The sequence below is a fragment of the Oerskovia sp. USHLN155 genome (assembly GCF_037145535.1).
GTDB classification, from domain to species: Bacteria; Actinomycetota; Actinomycetes; order Actinomycetales; family Cellulomonadaceae; genus Oerskovia; species Oerskovia rustica.
In genome coordinates this window covers 74,339-101,286 of record NZ_JBBCXG010000001.1, presented here as the reverse complement: position 1 = coordinate 101,286, position 26,948 = coordinate 74,339, and the positions used below count along the sequence as shown (strand labels likewise).

Genomic DNA, 26,948 nt, shown 5'->3' with positions numbered 1-26,948 from the left:
GTCTCGCGGGCGGGCCGGCGTGCTCAGACCGCGTCGAGCACGGCCAGCAGGCGCACGACCTCGTCCCGCATCGCGTCCCGGCCCGCACCCAGGTACTTGCGGGGGTCGACGACGGTCGGGTGCTCGTCGAGGTAGGCCCGCAGCGCCTGCGTGAGCGTGTTGTTGAGGTGCGTCGAGACGTTGATCTTCGTCATGCCCTCCTTGACCGCGCGCGTGAGGTCGTGGTCGGCGACCCCCGACGAGCCGTGCAGCACCAGGGGGACGGGGACGGCGGCGCGCAGCTCGGCGATCCGCTCGAAGTCGAGCGACGCCGTCCGGTCCGTCATGGCGTGCGACGAGCCGACCGCGACCGCGAGCGCGTCGACCCCGGTCGCCGCGACGAACGCGACGGCCTCCGCGGGGTCGGTGCGCACCCCTGGCGCGTGCACGCCGTCCTTGCCCCCGACCTTGCCGAGCTCGGCCTCGACGAAGACCCCGCGGGCGTGCGCCTCGCGCACCACGTCGGCCGTGGCCTCGACGTTCTGCTCGTAGTCGAGCGCAGACCCGTCGTACATGACCGAGGTGAACCCCAGACGGACGGCCTCGCTCACGAGGGCACGGTCCTCGGCGTGGTCCAGGTGGACGACGACCGGCGCGCTCGACGCCCGCGCGACGGCGAGCGTCGCGAGGGCGATCGGCTCGAGTCCACCGTGGTACTTCGCGGCGTTCTGGCTGATCTGCAGGACGACGCCCGTGCCCGCGCGGGCGGCCGCGGCGACGAAGGCCTCGGCGTGCTCGACCTGGATCACGTTGAAGGCTCCGACCCCGCGGCTCTCGGCGCGGGCCCGGTCGACGAGCTGGTGGGCGGTGACGAGCGGCATTCAGTCCTCCGTGGTTCTGGTGTCGGTCAGGTTCTCGGTGAGGACGCGGGCGCCGAGACGGCGCACGTCCTGGGGGTCGACCTCGCCCGCGACCGGCTGCAGCACCGCCGCGGCCGACGTGGCGACGGTCAGGGCCAGTCGCTCGGCCCAGGGCCTCCCGGCGCTCACCGCGAGCGCCGCCATGGCCGCGTCGCCCGCGCCCGTCGGGTTGCCCTGCACGGGGACGTCGAGCCGTGCGCGGGCTGCCGGGGTCGTGGACCCGGGCTCGAACGCCGCGAGGCCCTTCTCGCCGTCGGTCACGACGACGGCGCGAGCCCCGAGCCCCTGCAGCGCGGCCACGCCCTCGGCGAGGCCCGGCACCCCGGTCGCCTCGGCGAGCTCGGCACGGTTGGGCTTGAGGAGGTCGGCGCCCGCCCGGGCGGCCCACAGCAGGCCTGGTCCCGAGGCGTCGACGTGGACCGGGCAGCCGGCCTCGCGCAGCGACCGCACCAGGTCGACGAACCGGTCCTGCGTCGTGCCCGCCGGCAGCGAGCCGGAGATCGTCACGACCGTCCCGTCCCCCGCGAGCCCGACCGCGGTGCGCACGAACAGCGCCCACTCCTGTGCGGTGAGCGGCGCCCCGGGTTCGTTGAGGACCGTGGGGTGACCGCCGTCGTCGGGCCCCGCGTGCTCCGGGACCACCGCGACCGCCTGCCGCAGCGCCCCCGCGACGGGCACGAGCGTCGCGGGCTGCCCGGCGGCCTCGAGGTCCGCCGCGAACGCGGGCCCGAGGAGCCCGCCCACGGGGGCGACCGCGACCGAGTCGCCGCCCAGCGCCCGCACGACGCGGGCGACGTTGACGCCCTTGCCGCCCGCACGGGCCGCGACCGAACGGACCCGCAGCGCCTCGCCCGGGTCCAGGCGGTCGACGCCGTAGGTCACGTCCCAGGCCGGGTTCGGCGTGAGGCACAGGACACGCCGGTCGCCCGTCACGTCGGCTCCAGGTCGCTCGTGGCCACCGCGTCCCACGCGAGGACCGTCGCGCCGTACGTGCCGGCGGCCGAGCCCAGCACGGCCGGGACCAGTCGCGGGGCCGGGTGGATCGTCAGGTAGGACCGCACCGCGGCGTCGAGGGGGACCATGAGGTCGTCGCCCGCGCGCACGAGCCCACCGCCGATCACGACGACCGGGAGGGCCAGGACGCGGACCATCGCGGCGACGAGCTCGCCGAGCCGGTCGACCGCGCGGTCCCACACCTCGCGAGCCACGTCGTCGCCGGCCTTCGCACGGGCCAGGACCTCGGCCGAGCCGGGCACCTCGTGGGCCGACGTGCCTGTGAGCTCGTGGTAGCTGCGCGCCATGCCGGCGGCCGACGCGTAGGTCTCGGCGCACCCGCTGCCGCCGCAGGGGCACGACGTCCCGCCGCGCACTCCCCCGTGACCCAGCTCGCCCGCGAAGCCGCGCCCGGCGTAGACCTCGCCGCGCAGCACGATCGCCGCGGCGATGCCCGTCCCGACCGACACGTACGCGTGGTCGGGCTCGCCGCGGCCCGCGCCGAGCCGGGCCTCCGCGAGGCCGCCCGCGCGCACGTCGTGGCCGAACCCCACGGGCAGCCCCGTCGCGTCCGCGACGACCTGCCGCAGCGGCAGGTCCACCCAGTCGAGGTTCTCCGCGTTGAGCACGACGCCGGCGTCCTCGTCGACCGTGCCGGGCACCGCGAGGCCCACGCCGCGCACCTGGTAGCCCGCCGGGACCTCTGCCCGCAGCGCCTCGACCGCGGCCAGCACCGCGGCGACCGAGGCCTCGGGTCCCTGCGCGGCGCACGTGGGCACCACACGCTCGACGACGATCTCGTCGGGCGCGCCCGGGTGGTCGCCGCGCGCGACCAGCGCAGACTTGATGTCGGTCCCGCCGACGTCGAGCCCGATCACCGCCGGGCGGAGCCCCGCCCCCGTCGCCGCCCTGCCGTGCGACGACGACGAGGGCGACGCGGGCGACGGTGGCCGGGACGGCGACGCGGGCTCCTGGACGGCGGGGAAGGCTACCTGCTCCTCCCCGGGCCTCATGATGCGACGTCCTCCAGGATGATCGAGCGCGTCAGGTGGCGCGGGGCGTCGGGGTCCAGGCCCTTGCGCTCGGCGTTCGCGACCGCGAGGAGCTGGCAACGCACGAGCGTGATCTGCGCGTCCTCGTCGAAGCGGACCACCAGGGCGCCCGTCCGGGCGACGTCCTCGACCAGCCCCGGGACCTCGGCGCCGAGCAGGAACACCGCGCTCGTCTCGTCGGAGATGCTGATCGGGCCGTGGCGGTAGTCCATGGCCGGGTACGACTCGGCCCAGGCGAGCGAGGCCTCGCGCATCTTGAGCCCCGCCTCGTTCGCGAGCCCCACGGCCATGCCGCGGCCCAGGAACGTGAACTGGGTGCGAGCCAGGACCTCTTCGGGGACCTGCCACCCCACGACGTCCTCGGCCGCTGCCGCGAGCGCCTCGACGTCGTCGCCGAGACCCGCGCGCAGGAGCGTGAGCGCGGCCGTCGCGAACCGGGTCTGGACCACCGACTGCTCGTCGGCGAAGGGCATCACGACCACGTCGTCCGCGGCCTGAGCCCCCGGGGACGTGGGGTCCCCCACGATCGCCAGGGTGCGCTGACGGCCGCCGAGCACGTCGAGGAGGTGCAGGATCTCGGTCGTGGTCCCGGAGCGCGTGATCGCCACGACCCGGTCGTAGTCACGGTCCACCGGGTACTCGCTGCCCGCGAACGCGTCGGTGACGCCCTGGCCCAGCTCCTCGCGGCGGGCCGCGTAGGCCTGCGCGATGAACCAGGAGGTGCCGCAGCCGACGATCGCGACGCGCTCGCCCGGCTGCGGGAGGACCGCGGCGCGCTCGGCCGCGAGGCTCGCGGCCTCGCGCCAGACCTGGGGCTGGCTCGCGATCTCGACGCTGACGTGGGAGGTGCTCATGGTGTCAAACCCTTCTGGTGGGGCCACCGGGCGCGCGGACCGCGCGCGCCCGGCGTCCGTCATGGTGCGGACGTCGTGGACGGGACGGTGGGCGGTGCGGGAGGTGCCGTGGGGACGACGACGACCTCGATCCCTGCGTCCCGCAGGGGGGCGAGCTGCTCCTCGGTCGCGCCCGCGTCGGTGACGAGCGTGGTGACGGCGGACAGGTCGCAGATCTGTGCGAACGAGCGGACCCCGAGCTTGTCCGAGGTCCCGACGGCGATCACGGCACGCGAGTGCTCGACCAGGGCGGTCGTGACCCCCGCCTCGTCGGGGTCGGCGCACGTGAGCCCGGCGTGCTCGTCGATGCCCACCATCCCGACGACGAGGACGTCGAGCCACAGGCTCCGGGCCATCGTCACGGCGAGGGGTCCGGTGAGCTCGTAGGACTGCGCACGGGCGGTGCCGCCCAGGCACACGGTCCGTACCTGCGGGCGCAGGACGAGGTCGGTCGCGATGTTGAGCGCGCTCGTGACGACCGTGTAGACGTGCTCGCCGTGCTGTGCCGCCTGCTCGGACGCCTGGTCGGAGATCTCGCCGAGCGCCTTCGCGACGAGGGTCGTGGTACGCCCGCCGTTGAAGCCGACGACGGGCTGGCCGGTGTGGCGCTCCGCGACCAGCCGCGCGGCGGCCTCTGCCACGAGCTGGCGGTCGTCGACCTGCCGGCCGTACCGACCGGGCAGGCCGTAGGCGACGGAGGCCGCGACGACGCCGCCGTGGGTGCGGTGCGCGAGGCGCCGGTCGGCCATCTGGTCGAAGTCCCGGCGCACGGTCGACTCGGAGATGCCGAACTGCTCGGACACCTCGGTCACGGACAGCCGCCGACGGTCGGCGAGCAGCGCGAGCATGCGTTCCCACCGGACGGACTTGCTGAGCCCGCCGGGTGCGTCACCGACGGTCGGGTCCTCGTGGCGTGCCATGCGTCTCTCCCTGCCTCGGGGCCGCGGCGCCTGCGCTGCGAGCCGGACCACCTCGTGGACCGTCTGACTGATTCTGACGGATTCACGTCTGTTATTGCCAGATTCAAGCAGACAACGCCACGGGCGTCCAGCAGGCCACCACCGCCCCGGCCGCTCGGCACACGGTCAGCACAGGGTCGGCACCTCCTCTCCGCCAGGTCCCCGGACGGTCGGGGCGCCACCGCACCGCGCGGTGCGTAGTCTTGCGACGTGAGTGCAACTACCCGCGTCTTCGTCGCGCGCCTGGCCGGTACGGCGGTGTTCGACCCCCTCGGTGACCAGGTAGGACGCGTGCGTGACGTCGTCGTCCTTCTCCGCCCCAAGGGGGCCCCGCGCGCCGTCGGCCTCGTGGTCGAGGTACCCGGACGGCGACGCGTCTTCCTGCCCCTGACCCGCGTCACGAGCATCGACGCGGGGCAGGTCATCAGCACCGGCCTGGTGAACATGCGCCGCTTCGAGCAGCGCGCCATGGAGACCCTCGCGGTGAGCGAGCTCCTCGACCGGACCGTGCAGTTCGTCGACGGCTCGGGGTCCGCGACGGTCGAGGACCTCTCGATCGAGAAGCAGCGCACGGGCGACTGGCTCGTCAACCAGCTCTTCGTGCGCCGTCACACGACCCCCAACGCGCTGGGGATCCGGCGGCGCGGGGACGCGTTCGTCGTCGAGATCGGCGCGGTCACAGGCCTCGCCGGGACGCCCGAGACCCAGGGCGCAGCTCGTCTGCTCGCGGCGTACGACGACCTCAAGCCCGCCGACCTCGCCGACGTCCTGCACGACCTCGGCGACACGCGCCGCCTCGAGGTCGCCACGGCCCTCGACAACGAACGCCTCGCCGACGTCCTCGAGGAGCTCCCCGAGGACGACCAGGTCGCGATCCTCTCGGGCCTCGACACCGACCGTGCGGCCGACGTCCTGGAGGCCATGCAGCCCGACGACGCCGCCGACCTCCTGCACGAGCTCCCCCAGGAGCAGGCGGCCGAGCTCCTCGAGCTCATGGAGCCCGAGGAGGCGCGCGACGTGCGCCGGCTCCTCGCGTACGACGAGGACACCGCGGGCGGACTCATGACGACCGAGCCCGTGGTCCTCGGCCCCGAGACCACGATCGCCACGGCCCTCGCGCAGATCCGCCGGCAGGACCTGCCGCCCGCGCTCGCCGCGCTCGTGTTCGTCGTGCGCCCGCCGCTCGAGACGCCTACCGGACGCTTCCTCGGCGTCGTGCACTTCCAGAAGCTCCTGCGCGAGCCCCCGCACGTGTCGGTCGGGTCGGTGCTCGACTCCGACATCGAGTGGGTGCGCCCCGACGCGCCGCTCGGGCGCGTCACGCGCCTGCTCGCGGCGTACGACCTGCTGGCCCTGCCCGTGCTCGACGACGAGAAGCGTCTGCTGGGCGCCATCAGCGTCGACGACGTGCTCGACCACATGCTGCCCGACGACTGGCGCGAGACCGACGACGACGCGGACGAGACGAGCCTCGGCACGCAGACCCCCGCGTCCTCCGCCTTCCCGATCCGCCGAGGAGGTCTCCGTGGCTGAGCGCCTCGACACGCCCAAGGCCGCGCGTCGCACCCTCCTGCCGCGCGTCCGCGTCGAGCAGGACGCGTTCGGCAAGATCTCCGAGGGCATCGCCCGCTTCATGGGCACCCCGCGGTTCCTGCTCTACATGACCGTGTTCTGCCTCCTGTGGCTGGGCTTCAACACGTGGGGCCCGGAGTCGCTGCGCTTCGACTCAGCGGCCCTGGGCTTCACGGCCCTGACGCTCATGCTCTCGCTCCAGGCGTCGTACTCGGCCCCGCTCATCCTGCTCGCGCAGAACCGCCAGACGGACCGCGACCGCGTGAGCGCCGAGCAGGACCGCCAGCGCGGCGAGCGCAACCTCGCCGACACCGAGTACCTCGCGCGGGAGATGGCCGCGCTGCGCATCGCGCTCAACGAGGTCGCGACGCGCGACTTCGTGCGCTCCGAGATCCGCAACCTGCTCGAGGAGCTCGACGAGAAGGAGTCGGAGCGCGCGGCCGAGGCCGCCGACGCCGGCCGCGCGGGGACCGCTGGCTCGTCGGGCTCGGCCCCCGGACGAGCCGGGCTCGACTCCCCGCTGCCGCGTTCCTCCGGTCGCGGCGCGAACCGCGACGGGCGCCGCGCGACCACGGGGCGCCGCGGGCCGGACTCGTCGGCCGAGCAGTAGGGCGGGTCCGGTCGGGCGGCGGCTACTGCATCCCGTCGCTCGCGACGGCCCGCAGCCGGTCCACGAGCGCCGGGTCGCCGTGCACCGTCAGCCCCTGCCGGTCCGCCCGGCCCCACAGCCACAGGTCCAGCGCCCACGCCGGGCCCGAGACCTGGGCCGTCGTGGAGCCGGGCAGGTCCACGACCTGGGCCGAGTCGAGGTCGTACGCCGTGCCGGACTCGGGGCCGACCCCCGTGAGCCGCCCGAACGCGAGCTCCCACGACCGCGGCGTCTCCCCCGGCCCGTCCACCGCGACCGAGACCGTGCTCCCGTCGGGCGTGAAGGTCCCCCAGGCGGGGATCCCGTCGACCAGCACACGCAGGACCTCGTCGACCCCGTCCGCCGCGACCTGAGGGTCCGCGCCCGTCACGTCGCGCCCCGCGGTCTGCTCGGCGTCGACCCGGTGCACCAGGGCCTCGTGGGCCTGGCGCCGGGCGACCCACCCCACGCTGCGCCCCGCGTCGTGCCAGGACCAGCACGGTTCGGACGGGTCGCGGCCCGTGAGGGCCGCGAGCAGGCGTGCCGTGACGGTCGCGGCGAGGTCGGGCAGCGCCGCGTCGTGCGCTGGGCGCGCGAGGGGGGCGACGTCGTCGGCGTCGAGGCCCTCGCCTGCCGCCGGCCCGACGACGGCGCTCCAGAAGGCCTGCACCTCGGCCAGGTGGTACGTCAGGTCCGCCACGCCCCACTCGGGGCAGGCCGGGACCCGCGCCCCCGGCGGCGCCGCACGCATCGCGTCGAGGAAGAGAGCCGAGTCACGCGCGATCGAGGCCAGGGCGTCCATCCTCGAACGCTAACCGGCCGCTTAGGATGGGGCCATGGCTGGCGGCTCTGCAACACCCACGACCGACGTACTCGAGGACCTCGTCCGGACGGCTCTGACGCAGGTGATGGACCCGGAGATCCGGCGTCCCATCACCGAGCTCGGGATGGTCCGGTCGGTCGAGGTGACGGGCGGTACCGGGGGCGGCGCGCGCGTCGTCGTCGGCGTCGACCTGACCGTGGCGGGCTGCCCCATGAAGTCGACCCTCGTCAAGGACGTCACGGCCGCGGCGCAGACCGTGCCGGGCGTGGACGAGGTGAGCGTCGACCTCGGCGTCATGAGCGCCGAGCAGCGCACCGAGCTGCGCACCATGCTGCGCGGCGGCGTCGGCGAGCCCGAGATCCCCTTCGCGAAGCCCGGCTCGCTGACCAAGGTGTACGCGATCGCGTCGGGCAAGGGCGGCGTCGGCAAGTCCTCCGTGACCGCGAACCTCGCGGTCGCGCTGGCCGCCGACGGGCTCAGCGTGGGCGTGGTCGACGCCGACATCTACGGCTTCTCGATCCCCCGCATGCTCGGCGTGGACCGCCAGCCCACGCGCGTCGACAACATGCTCCTGCCGCCCGTCGCGCACGGGGTCAAGGTCGTCTCGATCGGCATGTTCGTGCCGCAGGGCCAGCCCGTGATCTGGCGCGGCCCCATGCTCCACCGCGCGCTCCAGCAGTTCCTCGCGGACGTGTACTGGGGCGACCTCGACGTCCTGCTGCTCGACCTGCCGCCCGGCACGGGCGACATCGCGATCTCGGTCGCGCAGCTCCTGCCGACCAGCGAGATCCTCGTCGTGACGACCCCGCAGGTCGCGGCCGCCGAGGTCGCGGAGCGCGCCGGCTCGATCGCGACGCAGACCCAGCAGGGCGTCGTCGGCGTCGTCGAGAACATGTCGTGGCTCGAGCAGCCCGACGGGTCGCGGCTCGAGCTGTTCGGCGCCGGTGGCGGGGCGAAGGTCGCGGAGAACCTCACGGCCGCGACGGGCGGACCGGTCGACCTGCTCGGGCAGGTCCCCCTCGACATGTCGCTGCGCGAGGCCGGGGACGCGGGCACACCCGTGACGCTCTCCGACCCCGACTCCCCCGCGGCCGTCGCCCTGCGCGGCGTCGCACGGAGCCTCGCCGCCCGCAGCCGCGGCCTCGCGGGTCGACGGCTGGGCCTGTCGCCCGTCTGACGCGCGACGCCTCGCTGCCTGGGCGTCCACGAGGGCCCGCCCCCGCAAGGGCGGGCCCTCGTCGCGTCCGGCGACGGAGCCCCGGCACGGCCGGTGCCCGGGCGTGACCGTGCCCGGAGGCGAGCCTGGAGGTCCCGTGCCGTCCGGTGAACCTGGCACACCCGTCCCGGGTGTAGTGTGCCCTCATCGTTCGTCAGAAGCGCGACCAGTGCCGGTCGCCCAGGGGGGCATCGACAACGCATCACGGCAGGAACCACACCTGATCGTGATCTTCTGCGCAGACATCTCATACCTGAGGTGGATACGCGGGCCGAATCGGCCCCCCTAGGCTTCCCGGAGCATGCCAAGACCTTGAGCTTCCTGCTCATCGGATTCACCTGGAGACCTGCCGTGGGCGTCACCCGCCGGATCATCTTCCCAGCCCTTCGTATCGTGATCTGGGCGGTGATCGCCGTCACCCTCGTCGTGATCGCCTTCAAGTCCGCCCCACAGGCCGAGGGCGACACCGAGTCCCCCTCGGCAGTGGTGACGTTGCCGCAGGTGGCCGTGGCCAAGGGGTCCATCACCAACACCGTGACCCTCACCGGCCAGGTCGTCGCGGACGCTGCGAGCGCAGAGAAGGTCACGCAGCTCGGCAAGGTCACGGCGGTGCACGCCAAGGCCGGCGACGTCGTCGAGGTCGGCGCCCCGCTGCTCGAGGTCACCCTCGAGACGCCGCAGGAGCCGCTCGTCACCACGAACAAGGAGACGGGCGAGGAGAAGGTGACCGAGCGCAAGCCCAAGGTCACCAAGACCACCATGAAGGCCACCACGGCCGGGACGGTCGCGACGTTCACCGCGATCAAGGACCAGGAGGTCGCGGTCGGCGACACGTTCGCGACGATCTCCCCCGGCACGCTGTCCGTGTCCGCCTCGATGCTTCCCGAGCAGCAGTTCCGTCTCCTGACGATCCCCACCGAGGCGACGGTGACGGTCACCGGCGGACCGGCTCCCTTCACGTGCACCGGTCTGCGCATGGGGACGGCCGCCGCGGCACCCGCGGAGGGTGCAGACCCGACGGGCGCCGAGCCCGGCGCGACGCCGTCCGCGTCGATCACGTGCGCCGTCCCTGGGGACGTCACGGTCTTCGCGGGGCTCGCGGCCAAGCTCGAGGTCACCGCAGGTTCTGCCGAGGACGCGCTGCTCGTCCCCATCACCGCGGTCCAGGGCTCGGTCGAGACGGGCAACGTCTGGCTCGCGGGCGAGGAGGGCGGCGAGCCCGTCGAGACGGCCGTGAAGCTCGGCATCACCGACGGCACCCAGGTGCAGATCGTCGAGGGCGTCGCCGAGGGCGACCTCGTCCTCCAGTTCGTTCCTGGCCAGGACGTCGCCCCGGTCGACGAGGGCATGACGATGTACGGGGGCTCGGTCGGATGAGCCTGCTCGAGCTGCACGGTGTGACCCGGTCGGTCCGCCTGCCCGACGACCGGATCCTGGAGATCCTGCGCGGGATCGACCTCACGGTCGACGCGGGCGAGCACGTCTCGATCGTCGGCCGGTCCGGGACCGGCAAGTCCACCCTGCTCAACATCCTGGGACTGCTCGACACCCCCACGGCGGGCGACTTCCTGCTCGACGGCGTGCCCATCGGCCGCCTCTCGGGGCGGGTGCGCGCGCGCCGACGCGGCGCGGACTTCGGCTTCGTGTTCCAGCAGTTCAACCTGCTCCAGGCGCGCACGGCCCTCGAGAACGTCGCCGCTCCCCTGCTCTACGCCCAGGGCAAGCAGTTCTGGGCCCGCAGGCGCCTCGCGGCGGAGATGCTCGAGCGCGTCGGCCTCGGCGACCGCCTCGACACCATGCCGGAGAAGCTCTCGGGCGGCGAGCAGCAGCGCGTCGCGATCGCTCGAGCACTGGTCCGCGGGCCGCGCGTCATCCTCGCCGACGAGCCCACGGGGGCCCTCGACGTCGACACGGGTGGCGAGGTCATGGACCTGCTCGACACGATCGCCCAGGAGAACGGGTCCGCCCTGATCGCCATCACGCACGACCTCGCGGTCGCCTCGCGCGCCAAGCGTCACTTCCGGCTCGCCGAGGGCGTCCTCACGCCCATCGCGATCGGTGCCCGCAGCGCGGGCTCGCTCGACGGCCTGGGCTCCCGCGTGGAGCACGTGCCCGACGGCGAGGACCACCAGGCCGAGCACGTCGCCGTCACGCTGGGCGCGGTCGCGTCCGCTTCCTCGGCAGCGGCCGAGCCGGTCGGCGCACCTCGCCCCGGCACCGGGGTGGACGGGCTCTTCGGCGACTCGGTGGTGGCCTCGTGACCGGCTTCTTCGGCGCCCTGGCCGAGGCGTGGGACGAGCTGCGGGTCCACAAGCTCCGGGTGCTGCTCGCGCTCATCGGGGTGGCCGTGGCGGTCTGCGCGATCACCACCATCACCGCGGCGGGCGACATGCTGCGCCAGGTGTCGGCCGAGGCCAACGAACGCTGGAGCGGCCGCCCCGCGACGCTCAGCGTCTCGGCGTACCCGACGGGTCAGGAGATCCCGGGCGTCGAGGAGTACGTCGCTGCCTACGAGGACATCACGGCCCGCTACGAGGTCGAGTACTCGTCCATGGTCATGTGGTCCGAGACGACCTTCCGGTTCCCCGGCGGGACCATGCCGACGCAGACGAACGCGGTCAGCGCCGACTGGGCCACCATGCACCGCTTCGTGGTGGACGGCGGCCGGTGGTTCACCGAGAGCGACGCCGACAACCTCTCTCCCGCGCTCGTCGTCAACCAGGCGTTCCTCGACGCGCTCGGCCAGCGCATCGAGGACCATCCGACGATCACGATCGGCGGCGAGAACCCGGTCGAGGCGACGGTCATCGGCTCCTACGCCAACACCTGGCCGGGCGAGCCGCCGGCCGCGTACATGCTCGTCGAGTCCAAGCTGCGATGGAGCACCCCCGAGTCGCTCATGAACACGGGCCCGCCGTCGCTCGAGCTCTGGGTCCCGACCGACACGGTCGACGCGCTCACCGACGCGGTCCGCCGTGACCTGTCCGGTGCCATCGCCGGGGCGCAGGTCGACGTGGCCCGCATGGACAGCCCGGACATGAACATGATCGACGGGGCGACCAAGTGGGTCATCCTGGGCGTGAGCGCGGTCGCGCTCCTGCTGGGCGGCCTCGGGCTCGTCAACATCGCGCTCGTCACGGTGCGCTACCGGATCCGGGAGATCGGCATCCGCCGCAGCTTCGGCGCGTCCTCGGGGCGGGTCTTCTTCTCGGTGCTCATGGAGAGCGTCGTCGCGACCGTCGTGGCCGGCGTCGTCGGGGTCTCGCTCGCGATCGTGATCCTGCACAACGTCCCGCTCGACACGATGATGGGCTCGCCCGTCCAGGACCGGCCGGGCTTCCCGGTCTCCGCAGCCGTGACCGGCATGGTCGCGGCGGTCAGCGTGGGAGCCCTCGCCGGTCTGATCCCCGCGCTCGTGGCGGTCCGGGTCAAGGTGATCGACGCCATCCGGTACTGATCCGACGCTCCTGGGAGGGCGTGCCGCACCGCTGCGCACGTCCACCCAGGAGCCCGGCGAAACACCGCGGGTGAGACCGCGCGCAGTGTCGACACGAATGTCCTAGGGGGGACACCGCATGGACCGACCGTCATCCACCCGACCGTACGGGCGCGAGTGCGCCCGTCGAGCGCCCGCGAGGGCACCGCAGACCTCCCTGGCGCCGATCGAGGTCCGGATCGACCCGCTGCTCGCGGCCGCCCACGAACAGCGGTCCGACGGCATGTCCGACACCGGGATCGTCGGCTTCAGCCACCCCGACGACGCGCCGCAGTCGGTCATCTCCGGGCTCGAGGCGGACTTCTCGACCGTCGAGAGCACACCCCTGGACCGCGAGACGGACCTCCTTGCGTGGAAGCACGAGCTCGTCGAGCAGGCGGTCACCCGGTTCGGGAAGGTCTCGGGACGGACCTCCGCGCCGTGAGCGCGTCCGACGGACCGCCTCCGGGCTCGCCGCTCCTCTCACGTCATTCCGCCCCTCCCCACCGAACGAAGGAAAGCACCATGCGTCGACCCTCGACACGGCCCGCCGCGATCACAGCACTGAGCCTCACCGGAATGCTCCTGCTCACCGCCTGCGGGGGCGGCACCGACGCGCCCTCTGCCGACGAGGACAGCCCGCTCACCGCGTTCTACGAGTCCATCAGCGGCGACCTCGACTCGGAGGCGCAGCAGAAGAAGTGGGAGGAGCAGAACCGCAAGACCGAGGAGCTCACGGCCGCCTGCATGGTCGAGCAGGGCTTCGAGTACATCCCGGTCGACCAGAGCGGCGGCATGGTCACCTTCGACGAGGAGGAGCACGACCCGGAGAAGTACGCCGCGGAGTACGGCTACGGCATGACCATCTACCAGGAGCCGACCGAGGAGCAGCAGGCCGAGATGGACTCGTACGTCGACCCCAACCAGGCGTACGTGGAAGCGATGTCCGAGACCGAGATGAACGCCTACTACGAGGCCCTCTACGGTGCCATGAACTCGGCCGAGCCCGACGAGAACGGCGAGTTGCCGCAGTTCGCTCCCGAGGAGATGGGCTGTCAGGGCATCGCCCAGAACGAGGCGAGCGGTGGCGAGCAGGAACTCTGGGAGTCCGAGGAGATGACCGCGTTCAACGACGCCATCACCACGCTGTACGAGGACGTCGAGAAGTCGCCGAAGCTGACCGAGGTCGCCGCGAAGTGGTCCGACTGCATGGCTGAGGCGGGACTGGACCACACCACTCCGCAGGCAGCCATGGACTACTTCATGGAGGCGTCCAACGCCCTGTACGACAACGAGACCGGCGAAGGCCCCGGCGAGGACGAGCTGACCGCGCTCCAGGAGGAGGAGAAGAGCACGGCCGTGGCCGACCACGCCTGCCAGGAGAAGGTGGGCTACCAGGACGTCCACCGCACCGTCCAGTTCGAGCTCGAGAAGACGTTCGTCGACGAGAACAAGGACCTCCTGGACCGCGTGGCCGCCGCCTACAAGGAGCTCGAGAAGTGAAGTTCTCTCGCTCCCGCGGGGACCGCGCCAGCGGCACCCCGGCGACCGACGTCGAGGGCGCGCAGGCGGGTGGGGCGGCCGTCGCCGCACCCGGCACCGGGCTGCGGGGCCACCGCCTCATCTGGCTCGTCGCGGGGATCGCCGTGCTGAGCCTCCTGGCGGGCATCGTCGTGAGTCGCCTGGTCGTCTCGCCCGCCCAGGCCGCCGCCGACGCGAAGGCACCCGCGGCCGGGCTCATCACCGTCCCCGTCGAGAAGAAGGTCATCGCGAACGACGTGACGCTGCGCGGGGACGTCAAGTACGACGACGCCGTCCAGGTGAAGGTCGAGACCGCCGACCTCGGCGGCCCCGCGGTCGTGACCGGGCAGGTCCCCGAGCTCGGGGCCGAGCTCGGTCAGACCTCGATCGCGCTGGAGGTCTCGGGGCGTCCGGTCATCGTCCTCCCCGGCGACCTCCCTGCGTACCGGACCCTGCGGGTCGGGGTCTCCGGACCGGACGTCGCCCAGCTCAAGGTAGCGCTCACCGCTGTCGGGATCAACCCGGGCAACGGCGGCAGCGACGTCTACGACGCCGCGACGGCGACCGCCGTCGACAAGCTCTACGCCAACGTCGGGTACCCGTCGCCGACGAGCGGTGACGATGCCAAGGACGGCGTGGAGTCGGCAGCACGCGGGGTCAGGGACGCCGAGGAGGCGCTCACCTCGGCCCGTGCGGAGCTCTCTGCCTCGAAGGGGGGCGCGACCGAGGTCGAGAAGCTGACGGCGGACAACGCCGTGCGAGAGGCCGAACGGAACCTGGCCGCCGCGCAGGCCGGCACGCCGGACCCCGCGGCCGAGCCTGGGGCCGCGCCCCAGCCCGGGGACGTCGCGGGCGCCCAGGACGCGCTCACGCTCGCGCGCGCGGAGCGAGCCGCGCTCGACAAGCCGAAGGACGTCGCGGCACAGACGGCCGCGGTCACGAACGCGCAGCGTCAGCTCGACGACGCCAAGAAGGCCCTGGGCGAGGCCCGCACGGAGACGCTGACCGCGCTGCCGGCGAGCGAGGTGCTCTTCCTCTCCAGCCTGCCGCGACGCGTCGACGAGGTGCTCGTGGAACGGGGCGCGACCGTCTCGGGACCCGTCATGGCGGTCTCCGGAGCGACTCTCGTCATCGAGGCGTCGGCCGGTTCGTCCGACGCCGAGCTCCTCGCCCCCGGGGCCAAGGCGACCTTCGTGCTGCCGGACGACTCGCAAGGGGCGGCGACCGTGACCTCCGTCGAGGCCCGCAAGGCCGACGCCGAGGGCGGAGAGTCGAACGCCGACGCGAAGAAGGGCGCCCGCTTCACGGTCTCGCTCGCACCGGACGCACTGACGCCGGAGCAGATCACCCTCCTGCAGGGGAGCAACGTCCGCCTCACGATCCCTGTGAGCTCGACGGCCGGAGAGGTGCTCGCCGTGCCGCTCGCGGCACTGACCGCCGGACCTGGTGGCGAGTCACGGGTCGAGGTCCTGCGCGGCGCCCCCCGTGCGGAGAGCACCGGCAAGAAGGACCGGGCGACCGACCTCGTGCCGGTGAAGACCGGCCTCGCTGCCGGCGGGTTCGTCGAGATCGTCTCGTCCGACGATCCCCTCGAGCCCGGTGACAAGGTGGTGGTCGGCAAGTGACCGGGGACATCGACTGGCTCGGTCTGAACGGGTCGGGCGGTCCATCTTCGTCCGTCCTCGACGAGCCCCCGGGCGCGCTCACGACACCGGACGAGGAGGAAGGCACGGGGCCAGGCGCGGCGGCCGGGGCCCCGCCCGCGGTCGTCGAGCTCGTGGACGTGACCCGGAGCTTTCCCGGTCCCCCCGTGGTGGACGCCCTGACCTCGGTCAACCTGCGGATCGACCCGGGCGACTACGTGTCGATCATCGGACCGTCCGGGTCCGGCAAGTCGACGCTCCTGAACCTCCTGGGGCTCCTGGACCGCCCCACCTCCGGGGACTACCTGCTGGACGGCGTGGCGACCGGGCGCGCGTCCGAGTCGGTGCGCTCTGCCCTGCGGGGCGGCCGGATCGGCTTCGTCTTCCAGTCGTTCCACCTGCTCCCGCACCGCACGGTGCTCGACAACGTCCTCCTCGCGACGCTGTACAGCGGCGTGCCCCGGGGGGAACGGCAGGAGCGTGCGCGGGCGGCGCTCGATCGCGTCCACCTCTCGCACCGGGTCGACTTCACGCCGACCACGCTCTCGGGTGGCGAGCGTCAGCGTGTGGCGGTCGCCCGTGCCGTGGTCGCGAGCCCTCACCTGCTCCTCGCCGACGAGCCGACGGGCAACCTGGACTCGACCAACTCTGTCGAGATCATGGAGCTGTTCGACGAGCTGCACGCCGACGGGCTCACGCTCGTCGTCATCACCCACGACCCGGCGGTCTCCGCCCGGGCACAGCGCCGGGTGCGGATCGCCGACGGCCGGCTCACGGAGCTCGACCGATGAGGGCGTTCGACGCGTTGAAGACCCGTCTGCCTGGTCGGGCGGCGAACGAGCGGATCCACCGTGGCCGGGCTCGCGACCGGTTCAACACCCGCGACCTCTTCGCCGAGGCAGCGCACGGGATCGGCGCCCGCCCCGGGCGCCTGGTCCTGACGATCCTCGGCACGGTCCTCGGCATCGCGTCGGTCGTGATCACGGTCGGGCTCGCACAGACCGCCGCGGGCCAGATCAGCCGCCAGTTCGACGCCGTCGCCGCGACCCAGGTCGTCATCACCCCGGCGAAGGCCGGCACCGGGGACGAGGCGCGCCCCAAGGGGCGCATCCCGTGGGACGGCGCGGACCGCGTCGCCCAGGTCAACGGGGTCGTCGCGGCCGGGCTCGTCGCCCCGGTCGACATCGAGGACCGGCGGGTCACCGCCGTCCCGGTCAACGACCCCTCGGTCGCCGAGAAGGCCAGCCCCGTGGTGGTCGCGGGCTCAGACGGTCTGCTCGACGCCGTGCGGGGGCAGGTCGTGGCAGGGCGCTTCTTCGACAGCGGCCACGACGCGCGCAGCGACCGGGTCGTGGTGCTGGGCGAGCGCGCCGCCGCGCAGCTCGGCATCAACCGAGTCGACAGCCAGCCGTCGATCTTCATCGGCGAGGACGCGTACACCGTCATCGGGATCTTCGGCGACGTGAAGCGACGGGCAGACCTTCTCGACGCCGTGGTGCTCCCGGTCGGCACCGCGCGGCAGGACTTCGCCGTGGGGGCGCCCGAAGAGCTCCAGATCCACATCGAGACCGGCGCCGGTTCCCTGGTCGCGGAGCAGGGTCCCGTCGCTCTCGACCCCAACGCGCCCGAGTCCTTCAAGGCCCAGGCACCGGCGAGCGGCTCTGCGCTCCAGGAGAACGTCCAGGCGGACATCAACGCGATCTTCCTGGCGCTGGGCGGGATCGCCCTGCTCGTGGGTGGCCTCGGGATCGCGAACGTCACGCTGCTCTCGGTGATGGAACGGGTCGGAGAGATCGGTCTGCGTCGCGCCCTCGGCGCGACCAAGCGGGACATCGCCGGGCAGTTCGTCGTGGAGTCCGTGGTCATCGGGCTGCTCGGGGGCCTGGTCGGTGCGTCGCTGGGGGTGTTCACGGTGGTGATCGTCTCGGTCGCCCAGGAGTGGACCCCCATCCTCGACATCCGCATGGCGATCGGCTCGGCCCTCCTGGGCGGCGTGATCGGCCTGCTCGCGGGAACCTATCCCGCGCTCAAGGCCGCGGCGATCGAGCCGATCGCCGCGCTGCGCGGGGGCATCTGACCCCACGGCGCGCCAGCTGACGGTCGGTCCCCGTACGGGTGACCGACCGTCGTCGTTCGCCGGGGCGGGGACGGTCCGCGTCCGTCACCCGGAAGCAGGCACCCGACACCCCCATGTTCAACCTTGTTCGTTTCTGTTCGAATGTGTCACCATGGCTGCATGCTCGCCTCCCAGCGCCACGAACGCATCCTCGCGGGCCTCCGCGACCACGGTGCCGTCCGGATCGCCGACCTCACCCAGGAGCTCGGCGTCTCCGACATGACGGTCCGCCGCGACCTGCTCGAGCTCGCCGACCAGGGTCTGCTCCGCAAGGTCCACGGTGGCGCGGTCTCGCCGCAGGCCACGTCGCACGAGCCTGGGTTCGAGGCCAAGAGCACGCTCGCGCTCGACGAGAAGCGAGCGATCGCGCGCACCGCCGCGCGCCTCGTCTCCCCCGGGTCCTCGATCGCCCTGTCCGCAGGCACCACGACGCACCTCCTCGCCGTGGAGATCGCGGCGGACACCGCCCTGCGGCCGCTGACCGTCGTGACGAACTCGCTCCCCGTCGCCGAGGCCCTGCACCGTGCGGGCGACCCCCGGCTCGAGACCGTGCTCGCGGGAGGCTCCCGGACGCCGTCGGACGCCCTGGTCGGGCCCCTCACCGAGGCCGCGCTCGCGAGCCTGCGCGTCGACCAGACCTTCCTGGGCGCGCACGGCGTGAGCGTCGAGGCCGGGCTGACGACGCCGAACCTGGACGAGGCCGCGACCAACCGCGCGCTCGTCGCGATCGCCGGCCGGACGGTCGTCCTGGCCGACCACTCCAAGTGGAGCACCACGGGCCTGAGCGTCTTCGCCCGGCTCGACCAGGTCGACGTCCTCGTGACCGACGACGCCCTCCCGGCCCCCGACCAGGAGGCGGTGCGCGACGTCGTCGAGCAGCTCCTGGTCGCCTCGCGCGACGAGGCGCCTCACCCGACCCGGCCCACCCCGAACCCATCCATCCCCGCACCCCAGGACGGTCGTACCTCCCGATGAACCAGCACCTGCGCCGCACCCCGACCCGCCTGGCCGACGGCCGCGAGCTCGTCTACTTCGACGACTCGTCCGCGTACGTCTCGGGCGAGCTCACGCGTCGGCTCGACGACCCGCGCCCGCTGGGCGACCGGTTCGCCCCCGTGACCGGCCCCGACGGTCACGAGCACCCGTACACCGGTCCCGAGATGCGCCTCGACCCGCTCTCGGGCGACTGGATCCCGATGGCCGCGCACCGCATGAACCGCACGTTCCTGCCCGCGGCGGACTCGTGCCCGCTGTGCCCGGCCCGCCCCGGCGCGGCCTACTCGGACGGCGAGGTCCCCGACACCGACTACGACGTCGTGGTCTTCGAGAACCGCTTCCCGTCCCTGCAGCTCGTGCCCGGCGTCACTGACGGCACAGGCGCGCCGGACGGCTTCTTCGGTGGCGAGGGCACGCTCGAGACCCGTGCGCCGGCGTCGGGCCGCTGCGAGGTCATCGTCTTCTCGAGCGACCACTCCTCCTCGTTCGGCGCGCTGCCCCCGCAGCGCGTGCGCACCATCATCGACGCGTGGGCGGACCGCACGGAGGCCCTCGGGCGTGAGCCGGGCGTCGAGCAGGTCTTCTGCTTCGAGAACCGGGGCCAGGAGATCGGGGTCACGCTCCATCACCCGCACGGCCAGATCTACGGCTACCCGTACCTCACGCCCAAGACCCGCGCGATGCTCGCCCAGGCCCGCGCGCACCACGAGCGCACGGGCGGCAACCTGCTGCGCGACGTCCTCGACGCCGAGCTCGCCGACGGCCGTCGCATCGTCCTGGAGACCGAGCACTGGGTCGCCTACGTCCCGTTCGCGGCCCGCTGGCCCGTCGAGGTGCACCTCGCGCCGCGCCGCGACGTCCCCGACCTGCCCGCGCTCACCGACGCCGAGCGCGACGACCTCGCGGTCACCTACCTCGAGCTCCTGCGTCGCCTCGACCTGTTCTTCGAGGGGCCGGGTGGCACGCCCGTCCCCTTGCCCTACATCGCGGCCTGGCACCAGGCCCCGGTGCGCGAGGGGCGCGACCTGTCGCGCCTGCACCTGCAGGTCTTCTCGGTCCTGCGCGCGCCGGGCAAGCTCAAGTACCTCGCGGGCTCGGAGTCCGGCATGGGCGCATGGGTCAGCGACACCACACCCGAGCGGATCGCCGCGCGCCTGCAGGCCCTCGCCCCGGCCCCGGCCGTGCAGTGGGTCGAGTCCTGGCCCGACGACGTCGGCGCGGACCGTGTCCGGCGGGCCTTCGCGGAGGCGTTCCCGGCCGAGGACGCAGGGGACGTCCACGTCTACGCGGCCCCCGGCCGCGTCAACGTCATCGGCGAGCACACCGACTACAACGCCGGGCTGTGCCTGCCCGTCGCGCTCCCCCACCGCACGTACGTCGCGCTGCGTCCCCGGACCGACTCGGTCGTGCGCCTCGCCTCGGCCCAGGAGCCGGGTGCTGCGTGGACCGGGCGGCTCGAGGACGTCGCACCGGGGGCCGTGACCGGCTGGGCCGCATACGTGGCCGGCGTCGCGTGGGCGCTCGGGCAGCACCTCGAGGCGACGGGCGGGTCCGCGTCGCAGGTCCCCGGCTTCGACGCCGTGGTCGACTCGTGCGTGCCCTACGGTGCGGGCGTGTCGTCGTCGGCCGCGCTCGAGTGCTCGGTCGCGGTGGGCATCGACGACGTCGCAGGCCTGGGACTCGCGGCCACGGACGCCGGGCGTGCGACCCTCGCGGCCGCCGCGATCCGCGCCGAGAACGAGATCGCAGGCGCGCCGACGGGCGGCATGGACCAGTCGGCGTCGTTGCGCTGCGCCCCGGGGCACGCTCTGCTGCTCGACTGCCGCCCGGGGCTCGACCCGGCCCGCGCCGTCGAGCAGATCCCGTTCGACCTCGCGGCCGAGGGGCTTGCGCTGCTCGTGATCGACACCCGGGCCGAGCACGCGCTGGTCGACGGCCAGTACGCGCAGCGACGGGCGGCGTGCGAGGCGGCCGCCGCGACCCTGGGCCTCGCGAACCTGCGCGAGCTCGCGGACTCGGTCATCGCTGCTGCGGCGGGAACCCCGAGGGGCGACGCGGCGTTCGCCGAGGCCCTCGGTGCGGCGCTCGACCGCCTGCCCGACGACGTCTCGCGCCGCCGCGTCCGGCACGTGGTGACCGAGATCGCCCGGACCCAGGACCTGGTGTCGCTGCTGCGCGCCGGGCGAGCCTCCGACGTCGGGCCGCTGCTCGACGCTTCCCACGCGTCCCTGCGCGACGACTACGAGGTCTCCGCGACCGAGCTCGACGTCGCGGTCGAGGCCGCGCGCGACGCGGGCGCCCTGGGAGCCCGCATGACGGGCGGCGGGTTCGGCGGGTCGGCCATCGCGCTCGTCCCGGCCGACCGTGCCGACGCCGTCGCGGTCGCCGTGGCCGCGGCCTTCTCCCGCGCAGGGCTCGGCGCGCCCGGGTTCCTGCTGGCCGTGCCGTCAGCCCCGGCGGGCGCCTGCTGACGTCCCGCTGCCCACGAGGGTGCGCGGCGAGGACTCCTGGCCGCGCACCTCGTCCGGCCCGACGCCGCGACCGGGGCGCGGGCGCCCGCCCGGGAACCACCAGTTCCAGCGGCCCAGGAGCGACATCGAGGCGGGGAGGAGCAGCCCGCGGACGATCGTGACGTCGAGCAGGACAGCGACCGCCATCCCCACCCCGATCTCCTTCATGGCCACGAGGTCGCCCAGCGCGAACCCCGCGAACACGATCCCGATCGACACGGCCGCCACCGTGATGACGGGGCCAGACGCCACGATGCCTGCGAGGACCGCACGGTCGTTCGCGCGGCGGTCGTCCCCCGTCCGACGGCGCCACTCCTCGGCGATGCGCGCGAGGAGGAAGACCTCGTAGTCCATCGACAGGCCGAACAGGAAGACGAACAGCAGCGCGGGGCTCGTGGCGTCGATCGTGCCCGTGGGTTCGAAGCCCAGCAGCCTCGCACCCCAGCCCCACTGGAAGACCGCGACCAGCACGCCCAACGACGCGGTCAGGGCGAGCAGGTTCAGGACCAGCGCCTTGAGCGGGACCACGATCGACCGGGTGAGCCAGCCCAGCAGGAGCATCGCTGGCAGCACGACCACGGCGAACGCCCAGGGCAGCCGGTCGCGCGACTGCTGGGTCGCGTCGACGAGCTCGGCCGCGGGGCCCGCGACCTGCATCGAGAACGGGACATCCATCGCCTGGACGTGCCGGACCACGGCCTGCGCCGCCTCACCCGTCGCAGTGCCCGCCGGGGTGACCTCGGCGACCGTCACGTCGGGCGGGAAGTCGGTGAGGTGCTCGACGTCCTCGACGCCGGGCAACGCGTAGACCGCGTCGAGGAACGACTGGACCTCGGGATCCTCGACGGGCGCCCCCAGCACGAGCTCGACCGGCTGGACGCCCAGGATCTCGAAGTCCTGCTCGATCCTCTCCTGCGCGACCCGCTCGGGCGTACCCGGCGGCAGGGACCGCGCGTCCGAGGCACCCAGCGCGAGCGACGCCAGGGGCGCGCTGAGGAGCAGGAGGACCGCGGTCGACCCGAGCGTCACGGCCACGGGGCGCCGCTGGGCGAACGCCGCGGACCGCGCGAGCAGACCGGGGCCGTGACCAGTGCGGCGGCGGGCCCAGGTCCGGGTCCGCGGGGCAGGGATCGACGCGTGCAGCACGGCGACCAGGGCCGGCACGAGCGTGAGCCCGGCGAGCGTCGTGAGCCCGACCACGAGCAGGCCGCCCAGCGCCATGCTCGCGAGCAGAGGGTCCGCCAGGACGAGCAGCCCACCGAGCGCCGACGCGACCGCGAGCCCTGAGACGAGGACCGCCCGGCCCGCGGTCGACACGGTCCGGGCCAGCAGCTCGTCGAGAGCGACCCCCGGCGCCGCCTCGCGTTCCTGCCGGAACCGTACGATCACCAGGAGGCTGTAGTCGACGGCCAGGCCGAGCCCCAGGAGCGTCACGACGTTGACCGCGAACTCGCTCACGGGCACCGCGCCGGCGAGCGCGCTCAGCGCGAGGAGGGAGGCAGCGATCGACGCGAGCGCGGCGACGATCGGCGCCAGCCCGGCCCGCAGGCCTCCCAGCACGAGCACCAGGACGACGCACAGCACCACGAGGGCGACCGACTCCCCCACCACGGCATCGGCCGTCGCGATGTCGGCGAACGTCCGCTCGGCCATGAGCTCCCCGCCCACGACGACCTCGGGGGCGTCGATGGTCCGGAGGGCGGCCGCCACACGGTCACCGACCTCGAGCGCCTGCTCGTCCGTGAGGTCGTGGTCGAGCTCGACCACGACGAGCGAACCGAGCCCGTCGTCCGAGATCAGGCCACCGGACGTGAAGGCGTCCGAGACCTCCAGCACGCCGGGGATCTCACGGACCTCGTGCATCACGCGGCTCCCGCTCTCGACGAGCGAGGGCGTGAAGAAGTCGACCCCGCCGACGACCGCCGTGAGCGTCTCGCCCTGCGGGTCGAGCTCGTCGAGCACGGCCTGCGCCCGGGCCGACGGCGCGCCCGGCGGCAGGCTGTCGACCGTGGTCGTGCGGTCGAAGACTCCGCCACCGATCACCGCGCCCAGCAGAGCGAGCGAGCCCCACACGGCGAGGACGGCGATGCGGTGCCGGGCCATGACCCGTCCCAGGTGCGCGAGCATGGGTCGACTACCTCTCGACGACACGGTGGGACGTCGTCGTCGACGCCCCGGCAGATGGTGACAGACGCTGCACCGCCGCGGCAAACGAGGCTGCGCCTGTCGTGCGGGTGCGTGACTCGGCTGCGGCACGCCGGGCGTGCCGCAGCCGAATCATGCACTCAGCGAGGGGATGTCACGTCAGCCGCAGCTCGACGCGTCGTAGGCCGTCTCGACCACGACCTCCTTGTCCCCGGCGCTCGCCGTCACGGTCGCGGCCCCGGCCTCGACCGAGGTCGAGCGGGTCGCGAACGTCTGCTGAGCCGACTTGCCCGGCAGAACACCGGTCATGGTCTTCTTGCCGAACGGCGTGCTGAGCACGACGTCGACCGGCACCGTGTCGTCGTTGACGGCACGGACGGTGAGCGTGACCTTGCCCGCCACGCACTTGGGCTGGACGGTCACCGACACCGCGAGCTCGGGCTCGGGCTCGGCCGCCAGGTCCTTGACGCGGATGTTGCGGTAGGAGACCGTCTCACCGGCGCCGTGGTTCTGGATGCCGATGAACCCGCTCGACAGGTCGCGCGCCGGGTCGGTGCTCGTGAAGTCGTTGACGAGCACGTCGTTGAGGTAGATCCGGATGCGATCCCCCTCGACACGGATGTCGTACGCGTTCCACTGGCCCACGGGCTTGAGGGCCGCGCTCACGGCCGCCGCGTCGGCACCCTGGAACGTGTAGATCGCGCCCGTGGTGCGGTCCGCGGCGTCGCTCGCGTCGATCTGGATCTCGTATCCCTGGTTGACCGCGACCCAGGGGTCGTTGCCGGGGTTCGGGAAGCCGACGAACACGCCGCCGTTGTCGTCCTTGACGAGCTTCCAGTCGAGCTTGAGCGAGTACTCCTCGAGCTCCTCGGCCGTGTACCAGAGCAGACCCATGCCGCCGTTGGTGCGGATCGAGCAGTCGTCCTGACGACCGAACGTCCCGGAGCCCGCGAGCTTCCAGTCGGCGAGGCTCGCGAGGGTTCCGTCGAAGATGCCGCGGTAGCCGTCCTCGACCTCTGCCGGGGAGCAGATGTCGGGGTTCTGCCCGATCGACAGCACGTCGAGGTTCACGTTGCCCTGGTCCCCCTGGTCGTACCTGAGGGTGATCGTGTTGTGCCCCGCCGCGAGGTCGACGTCACGCGTGATCGTGTCCCACACCTTCCAGTCGCCGGTCGTGGGCAGCGTCCACGGGCCGACCTTCTGGCCGTTGACGTAGAGCGAGACGTTCTTGGCGCGCAGCTCGGTGTACGGGTGGATGCCGTTCGCGTAGCGCAGGTTGAGCGGGTAGGTGCCGGCCTCGGGGGCCGTCACCGCGAACGTGCGGCCCGAGCCGACGTTCTGCATCCCGGCGGCGAAGCCCGTGCCCGAGTAGTTGCTGTGGTCCGAGCCGAGGCTCGAGCCACCGAGCGGCTGCGCCTCCTCGGCCTCGTACCAGCCGCGGTCCGCCGGGGCGACGTAGCCCGGCAGCGAGTTGAGCGTGTACCAGGCCTCGGTGCTCAGGAGCTCGGCGCCCTCGTCCGAGGCGAACGGTCGCGGCGAGCGCAGGTGCACGACGTGGCCGGGCTTGAGACCGTCGACCGTGAGCGTGATCGTGGTGCGGTCCTCGGAGACGGTGGCGTCCGTGACGAACAGCGGCGTCTCGTCGACCTTGGGTCCGCCGTACTGCTGGGTCGGCACGTAGCGCCACTGCGTGAGGCGGTAGGCGTCGGCCAGCTTCGCCACGACGGCGTCGGACACCGGGTCGGTGTACTCGATCTCGAACCCGCCCTCGACGACGCGCATCTCCTTCATGTCGAAGGAGTCCTCGTTGACCTTGGCGAGCTTCTGCAGGCCGAACCGCAGCTTGCCGGACTCGCCCCAGTTGCCGCCCTCGCCCGTACCGCCGACGTACAGCGCGCCGTCGGGGCCGGTGATGACGCGGTTGGCGCCGACCTCGAGGCCTGCGGTGTGACGGAAGACCGCCCCCTGGAACTCGCCGTCGACCTTCTCGAGGAACGCGCGCTGGAGACCGCCGTACGTGACGTCGCCGAGGAGCATCTGGCCGGCGAACTCGCCGTCCTCGACGAGGATCGGGTTGCCCGGGGAGTTGGCGATCTCGTTCTGCGGGAGCCACAGCGCGGGCTGGGACACCGGGTTCGCGTCGAACGGCCCGGCCGGGGTGGTGAAGTGGTTGAAGAACTTGTCCTGCTCGATGTGCACGAGCTTGTTCGCGGGCAGCCACGCGCCCTGGTTGTCCGTCCCGAAGATCTCGCCCTCGGGGCCGAAGCCGATGCCGTTCGGGGTGCGCAGGCCGCCCGCGACGTAGGTGACCTCGCCCGTCGCGCGGTCGATCTTGATCGACGTGCCACGGTTGGCGGCAGGCTGCGGGGTGGTCGTCGCGCCGCCGTTGTCGATCGCGACGGAGAGGTTGACGTAGAAGTAGTTCTCGTCGTGGATCAGGCCGAACGCGAACTCGTGGAAGTTGCCGCCGTCGGGCCACCCGGCGATCTTGGTGTGCGTGTCGTAGAAACCGTCGCCGTCCGGGTCGGTGAGCTGCGTGAGCTGGTACCGCTCGGAGACGAAGATCGAGTCCTCGATGACCTCGATGCCCATCGGGTTGAGCAGCTTGTCCGCGACCTTCGTGACGGTGACGTCCTCGGGTCCGGTCGCGTCGATCACGCCGTCGAGGAGGTACACCTCACCGGTCGTCGGGTCGGGTCGCCAGCCGCCGGAGCTCACGTCGCCCGTGGTCACCACGGCCAGCTTCTCGTCCGGGGTGAACGCGAGGCCCGACACCTTGGGCTCGAAGCCCGCGGGGCGCAGGTCGACGAGCTCGTAGTTCGGGTTGACCGTGTCCAGGCGCAGACCGTCGCCCGAGGTGTCCGTGGCCCCCTCGCAGTACTTGTTGCCGGGTGCGGTGACCCGCACGACGTTCGCCTCGGTGCTCAGGGCCGACGTCGGGACGACCTCGAACGTCGAGGACCCCGGGGTCTTCCACGCGAGCGTCAGGCGCTGCTTGTCGGTGCCCTCGTAGTACTCGACCCGCAGGTCGTGCGCCCCTGCGGCGAGGGTGATCGCCCCCTCGACCGAGGTCGAGTCGTTCGGGCCGTCGTTCTCGAGGAGGAGCTGGTCGTCGACGTAGACGAGCGCGCCGTCGTCGTTCGTCACGCGGAACGTGTACTCGCCCTCGGTGGGGACCGTGAGCGTCGCGAGCGCGTGGGTGATGAAGCGGTCCGCTGCGCCGAACTGCTCGGGCGTGCTCCAGTCGATCGTCGGCATGAGCTTGTCGACGTTGGGCGTGGTGCCCGACTTGAGGGTGCACACGGACCCGGGGTCCTGGGCGAGCTGGAAGGTGCGCAGGGTGACGCCGGGCTCCATCTCGGTGTCGGCGGCCTGGGCCGACGGGAGTGCTCCGGCGAAGGCGAGGGGTACGAGCAGGGAAGCTCCGAGCAGGCCGGAGAGGCCTCTTCGATGGCGCATTGAGGTTCGCACGAGTGTTCTTCCTCCTTGAAGACGGGTCGGCAGTGA

21 protein-coding genes and 1 pseudogene are annotated in these 26,948 nt (G+C 73.0%); 14 read left to right on the top strand and 8 right to left on the bottom strand.

Annotated features, from left to right (window positions below):
- Positions 1–23 precede the first annotated feature (23 nt).
- The 5 genes from WFH32_RS00385 to WFH32_RS00365 are packed head-to-tail and all read right to left on the bottom strand — an operon-like array spanning position 24 to position 4,757.
- Positions 24–860: a class II fructose-bisphosphate aldolase gene (locus WFH32_RS00385; protein WP_191795724.1), complete on the bottom strand. Its 837-nt coding sequence runs from the start codon at positions 858–860 to the stop codon at positions 24–26.
- Positions 861–1,832, bottom strand: a complete 972-nt coding sequence (locus WFH32_RS00380) for a 1-phosphofructokinase family hexose kinase (RefSeq protein ID WP_336705889.1) — start codon at positions 1,830–1,832, stop codon at positions 861–863.
- Positions 1,829–2,905: an ROK family protein gene (locus tag WFH32_RS00375; protein ID WP_336705888.1), complete on the bottom strand. Its 1,077-nt coding sequence runs from the start codon at positions 2,903–2,905 to the stop codon at positions 1,829–1,831. The genes WFH32_RS00380 and WFH32_RS00375 overlap by 4 nt, the downstream gene beginning before the upstream one ends.
- Positions 2,902–3,798, bottom strand: coding sequence for an SIS domain-containing protein (locus tag WFH32_RS00370; protein WP_336705887.1), 897 nt, complete (start codon positions 3,796–3,798; stop codon positions 2,902–2,904). Before WFH32_RS00370 ends, WFH32_RS00375 begins: the two co-directional genes overlap by 4 nt.
- A gap of 59 nt (positions 3,799–3,857) precedes the next feature.
- Positions 3,858–4,757, bottom strand: coding sequence for a DeoR/GlpR family DNA-binding transcription regulator (locus tag WFH32_RS00365; RefSeq protein WP_191795728.1), 900 nt, complete (start codon positions 4,755–4,757; stop codon positions 3,858–3,860).
- 249 nt (positions 4,758–5,006) lie between these two features.
- Between WFH32_RS00365 and WFH32_RS00360 the strand changes: the two genes are divergently transcribed.
- Complete coding sequence (locus WFH32_RS00360; protein WP_138825306.1) at positions 5,007–6,329, top strand: magnesium transporter MgtE N-terminal domain-containing protein; 1,323 nt, start codon at positions 5,007–5,009, stop codon at positions 6,327–6,329.
- Positions 6,322–6,978 carry a DUF1003 domain-containing protein gene (locus WFH32_RS00355; RefSeq protein ID WP_191795729.1) on the top strand — a complete coding sequence of 219 codons (657 nt, stop codon included), beginning with the start codon at positions 6,322–6,324 and terminating at the stop codon, positions 6,976–6,978. Before WFH32_RS00360 ends, WFH32_RS00355 begins: the two co-directional genes overlap by 8 nt.
- A gap of 22 nt (positions 6,979–7,000) precedes the next feature.
- Here the strand turns inward: WFH32_RS00355 and WFH32_RS00350 are convergent, their stop codons facing one another.
- Positions 7,001–7,798: a maleylpyruvate isomerase N-terminal domain-containing protein gene (locus WFH32_RS00350; RefSeq protein WP_191795730.1), complete on the bottom strand. Its 798-nt coding sequence runs from the start codon at positions 7,796–7,798 to the stop codon at positions 7,001–7,003.
- A gap of 34 nt (positions 7,799–7,832) precedes the next feature.
- Between WFH32_RS00350 and WFH32_RS00345 the strand changes: the two genes are divergently transcribed.
- From WFH32_RS00345 to galK, 12 genes and pseudogenes are all read left to right on the top strand, one after another.
- Positions 7,833–8,996 (top strand): Mrp/NBP35 family ATP-binding protein, encoded by a 1,164-nt coding sequence (locus WFH32_RS00345; protein WP_191795731.1) that lies wholly within the window; start codon positions 7,833–7,835, stop codon positions 8,994–8,996.
- 390 nt (positions 8,997–9,386) lie between these two features.
- Entirely contained in the window at positions 9,387–10,412 is a 1,026-nt protein-coding gene (locus tag WFH32_RS00340; RefSeq protein WP_191795732.1) for an efflux RND transporter periplasmic adaptor subunit, read from the top strand.
- Positions 10,409–11,296 carry an ABC transporter ATP-binding protein gene (locus WFH32_RS00335; RefSeq protein WP_336705886.1) on the top strand — a complete coding sequence of 296 codons (888 nt, stop codon included), beginning with the start codon at positions 10,409–10,411 and terminating at the stop codon, positions 11,294–11,296. Before WFH32_RS00340 ends, WFH32_RS00335 begins: the two co-directional genes overlap by 4 nt.
- A complete protein-coding gene (locus WFH32_RS00330) occupies positions 11,293–12,492 on the top strand; it encodes an ABC transporter permease (protein ID WP_336705885.1) in 1,200 nt (399 codons plus the stop codon). The genes WFH32_RS00335 and WFH32_RS00330 overlap by 4 nt, the downstream gene beginning before the upstream one ends.
- 118 nt (positions 12,493–12,610) lie before the next feature.
- Positions 12,611–12,955 (top strand): hypothetical protein, encoded by a 345-nt coding sequence (locus WFH32_RS00325; RefSeq protein WP_191795735.1) that lies wholly within the window; start codon positions 12,611–12,613, stop codon positions 12,953–12,955.
- A gap of 80 nt (positions 12,956–13,035) precedes the next feature.
- Entirely contained in the window at positions 13,036–14,013 is a 978-nt protein-coding gene (locus WFH32_RS00320; protein WP_191795736.1) for a hypothetical protein, read from the top strand.
- Complete coding sequence (locus tag WFH32_RS00315; RefSeq protein ID WP_336705884.1) at positions 14,010–15,656, top strand: hypothetical protein; 1,647 nt, start codon at positions 14,010–14,012, stop codon at positions 15,654–15,656. The genes WFH32_RS00320 and WFH32_RS00315 overlap by 4 nt, the downstream gene beginning before the upstream one ends.
- A 152-nt stretch (positions 15,657–15,808) precedes the next feature.
- The gene (locus tag WFH32_RS00310; protein ID WP_246857901.1) at positions 15,809–16,465 is read left to right on the top strand and encodes an ABC transporter ATP-binding protein; all 657 of its coding nucleotides are present in this window, start codon (positions 15,809–15,811) and stop codon (positions 16,463–16,465) included.
- Positions 16,462–17,751 carry an ABC transporter permease gene (locus tag WFH32_RS00305; protein ID WP_191795737.1) on the top strand — a complete coding sequence of 430 codons (1,290 nt, stop codon included), beginning with the start codon at positions 16,462–16,464 and terminating at the stop codon, positions 17,749–17,751. The genes WFH32_RS00310 and WFH32_RS00305 overlap by 4 nt, the downstream gene beginning before the upstream one ends.
- A 159-nt stretch (positions 17,752–17,910) precedes the next feature.
- Positions 17,911–18,765, top strand: coding sequence for a DeoR/GlpR family DNA-binding transcription regulator (locus WFH32_RS00300; protein WP_225227910.1), 855 nt, complete (start codon positions 17,911–17,913; stop codon positions 18,763–18,765).
- Positions 18,762–19,955 (top strand): annotated as a pseudogene (galT, locus tag WFH32_RS00295) (galactose-1-phosphate uridylyltransferase); the annotation flags it as partial. The gene WFH32_RS00300 and the pseudogene galT, both read left to right, overlap by 4 nt.
- Positions 19,956–19,967: 12 nt before the next feature.
- On the top strand, positions 19,968–21,257 hold the full coding sequence (galK, locus tag WFH32_RS00290) for a galactokinase (RefSeq protein WP_336706165.1): 1,290 nt from the start codon (positions 19,968–19,970) through the stop codon (positions 21,255–21,257).
- On the opposite strand, the gene WFH32_RS00285 is transcribed toward galK, so the two are convergent.
- Together WFH32_RS00285 and WFH32_RS00280 are read right to left on the bottom strand one after the other, a co-directional pair.
- Complete coding sequence (locus WFH32_RS00285; RefSeq protein ID WP_336705883.1) at positions 21,234–23,423, bottom strand: MMPL family transporter; 2,190 nt, start codon at positions 23,421–23,423, stop codon at positions 21,234–21,236. The genes galK and WFH32_RS00285 overlap by 24 nt on opposite strands.
- Before the next feature lie 177 nt (positions 23,424–23,600).
- Positions 23,601–26,900, bottom strand: a complete 3,300-nt coding sequence (locus WFH32_RS00280) for a family 16 glycoside hydrolase (RefSeq protein ID WP_336705882.1) — start codon at positions 26,898–26,900, stop codon at positions 23,601–23,603.
- Positions 26,901–26,948 lie beyond the last annotated feature (48 nt).

Bases quoted from the DNA above. Each gene is read 5' to 3' on its own strand.
- WFH32_RS00300 (WP_225227910.1), top strand. From the start codon at position 17,911: ATGCTCGCCTCCCAGCGCCACGAACGCATCCTCGCGGGCCTCCGCGAC.
- WFH32_RS00335 (WP_336705886.1), top strand. From the start codon at position 10,409: ATGAGCCTGCTCGAGCTGCACGGTGTGACCCGGTCGGTCCGCCTGCCC.
- WFH32_RS00320 (WP_191795736.1), top strand. From the start codon at position 13,036: ATGCGTCGACCCTCGACACGGCCCGCCGCGATCACAGCACTGAGCCTC.
- WFH32_RS00370 (WP_336705887.1), bottom strand. From the start codon at position 3,798: ATGAGCACCTCCCACGTCAGCGTCGAGATCGCGAGCCAGCCCCAGGTC.
- WFH32_RS00285 (WP_336705883.1), bottom strand. From the start codon at position 23,423: ATGCTCGCGCACCTGGGACGGGTCATGGCCCGGCACCGCATCGCCGTC.
- WFH32_RS00375 (WP_336705888.1), bottom strand. From the start codon at position 2,905: ATGAGGCCCGGGGAGGAGCAGGTAGCCTTCCCCGCCGTCCAGGAGCCC.
- WFH32_RS00385 (WP_191795724.1), bottom strand. From the start codon at position 860: ATGCCGCTCGTCACCGCCCACCAGCTCGTCGACCGGGCCCGCGCCGAG.
- WFH32_RS00325 (WP_191795735.1), top strand. From the start codon at position 12,611: ATGGACCGACCGTCATCCACCCGACCGTACGGGCGCGAGTGCGCCCGT.
- WFH32_RS00365 (WP_191795728.1), bottom strand. From the start codon at position 4,757: ATGGCACGCCACGAGGACCCGACCGTCGGTGACGCACCCGGCGGGCTC.
- WFH32_RS00280 (WP_336705882.1), bottom strand. From the start codon at position 26,900: ATGCGCCATCGAAGAGGCCTCTCCGGCCTGCTCGGAGCTTCCCTGCTC.
- WFH32_RS00305 (WP_191795737.1), top strand. From the start codon at position 16,462: ATGAGGGCGTTCGACGCGTTGAAGACCCGTCTGCCTGGTCGGGCGGCG.
- WFH32_RS00345 (WP_191795731.1), top strand. From the start codon at position 7,833: ATGGCTGGCGGCTCTGCAACACCCACGACCGACGTACTCGAGGACCTC.
- WFH32_RS00350 (WP_191795730.1), bottom strand. From the start codon at position 7,798: ATGGACGCCCTGGCCTCGATCGCGCGTGACTCGGCTCTCTTCCTCGAC.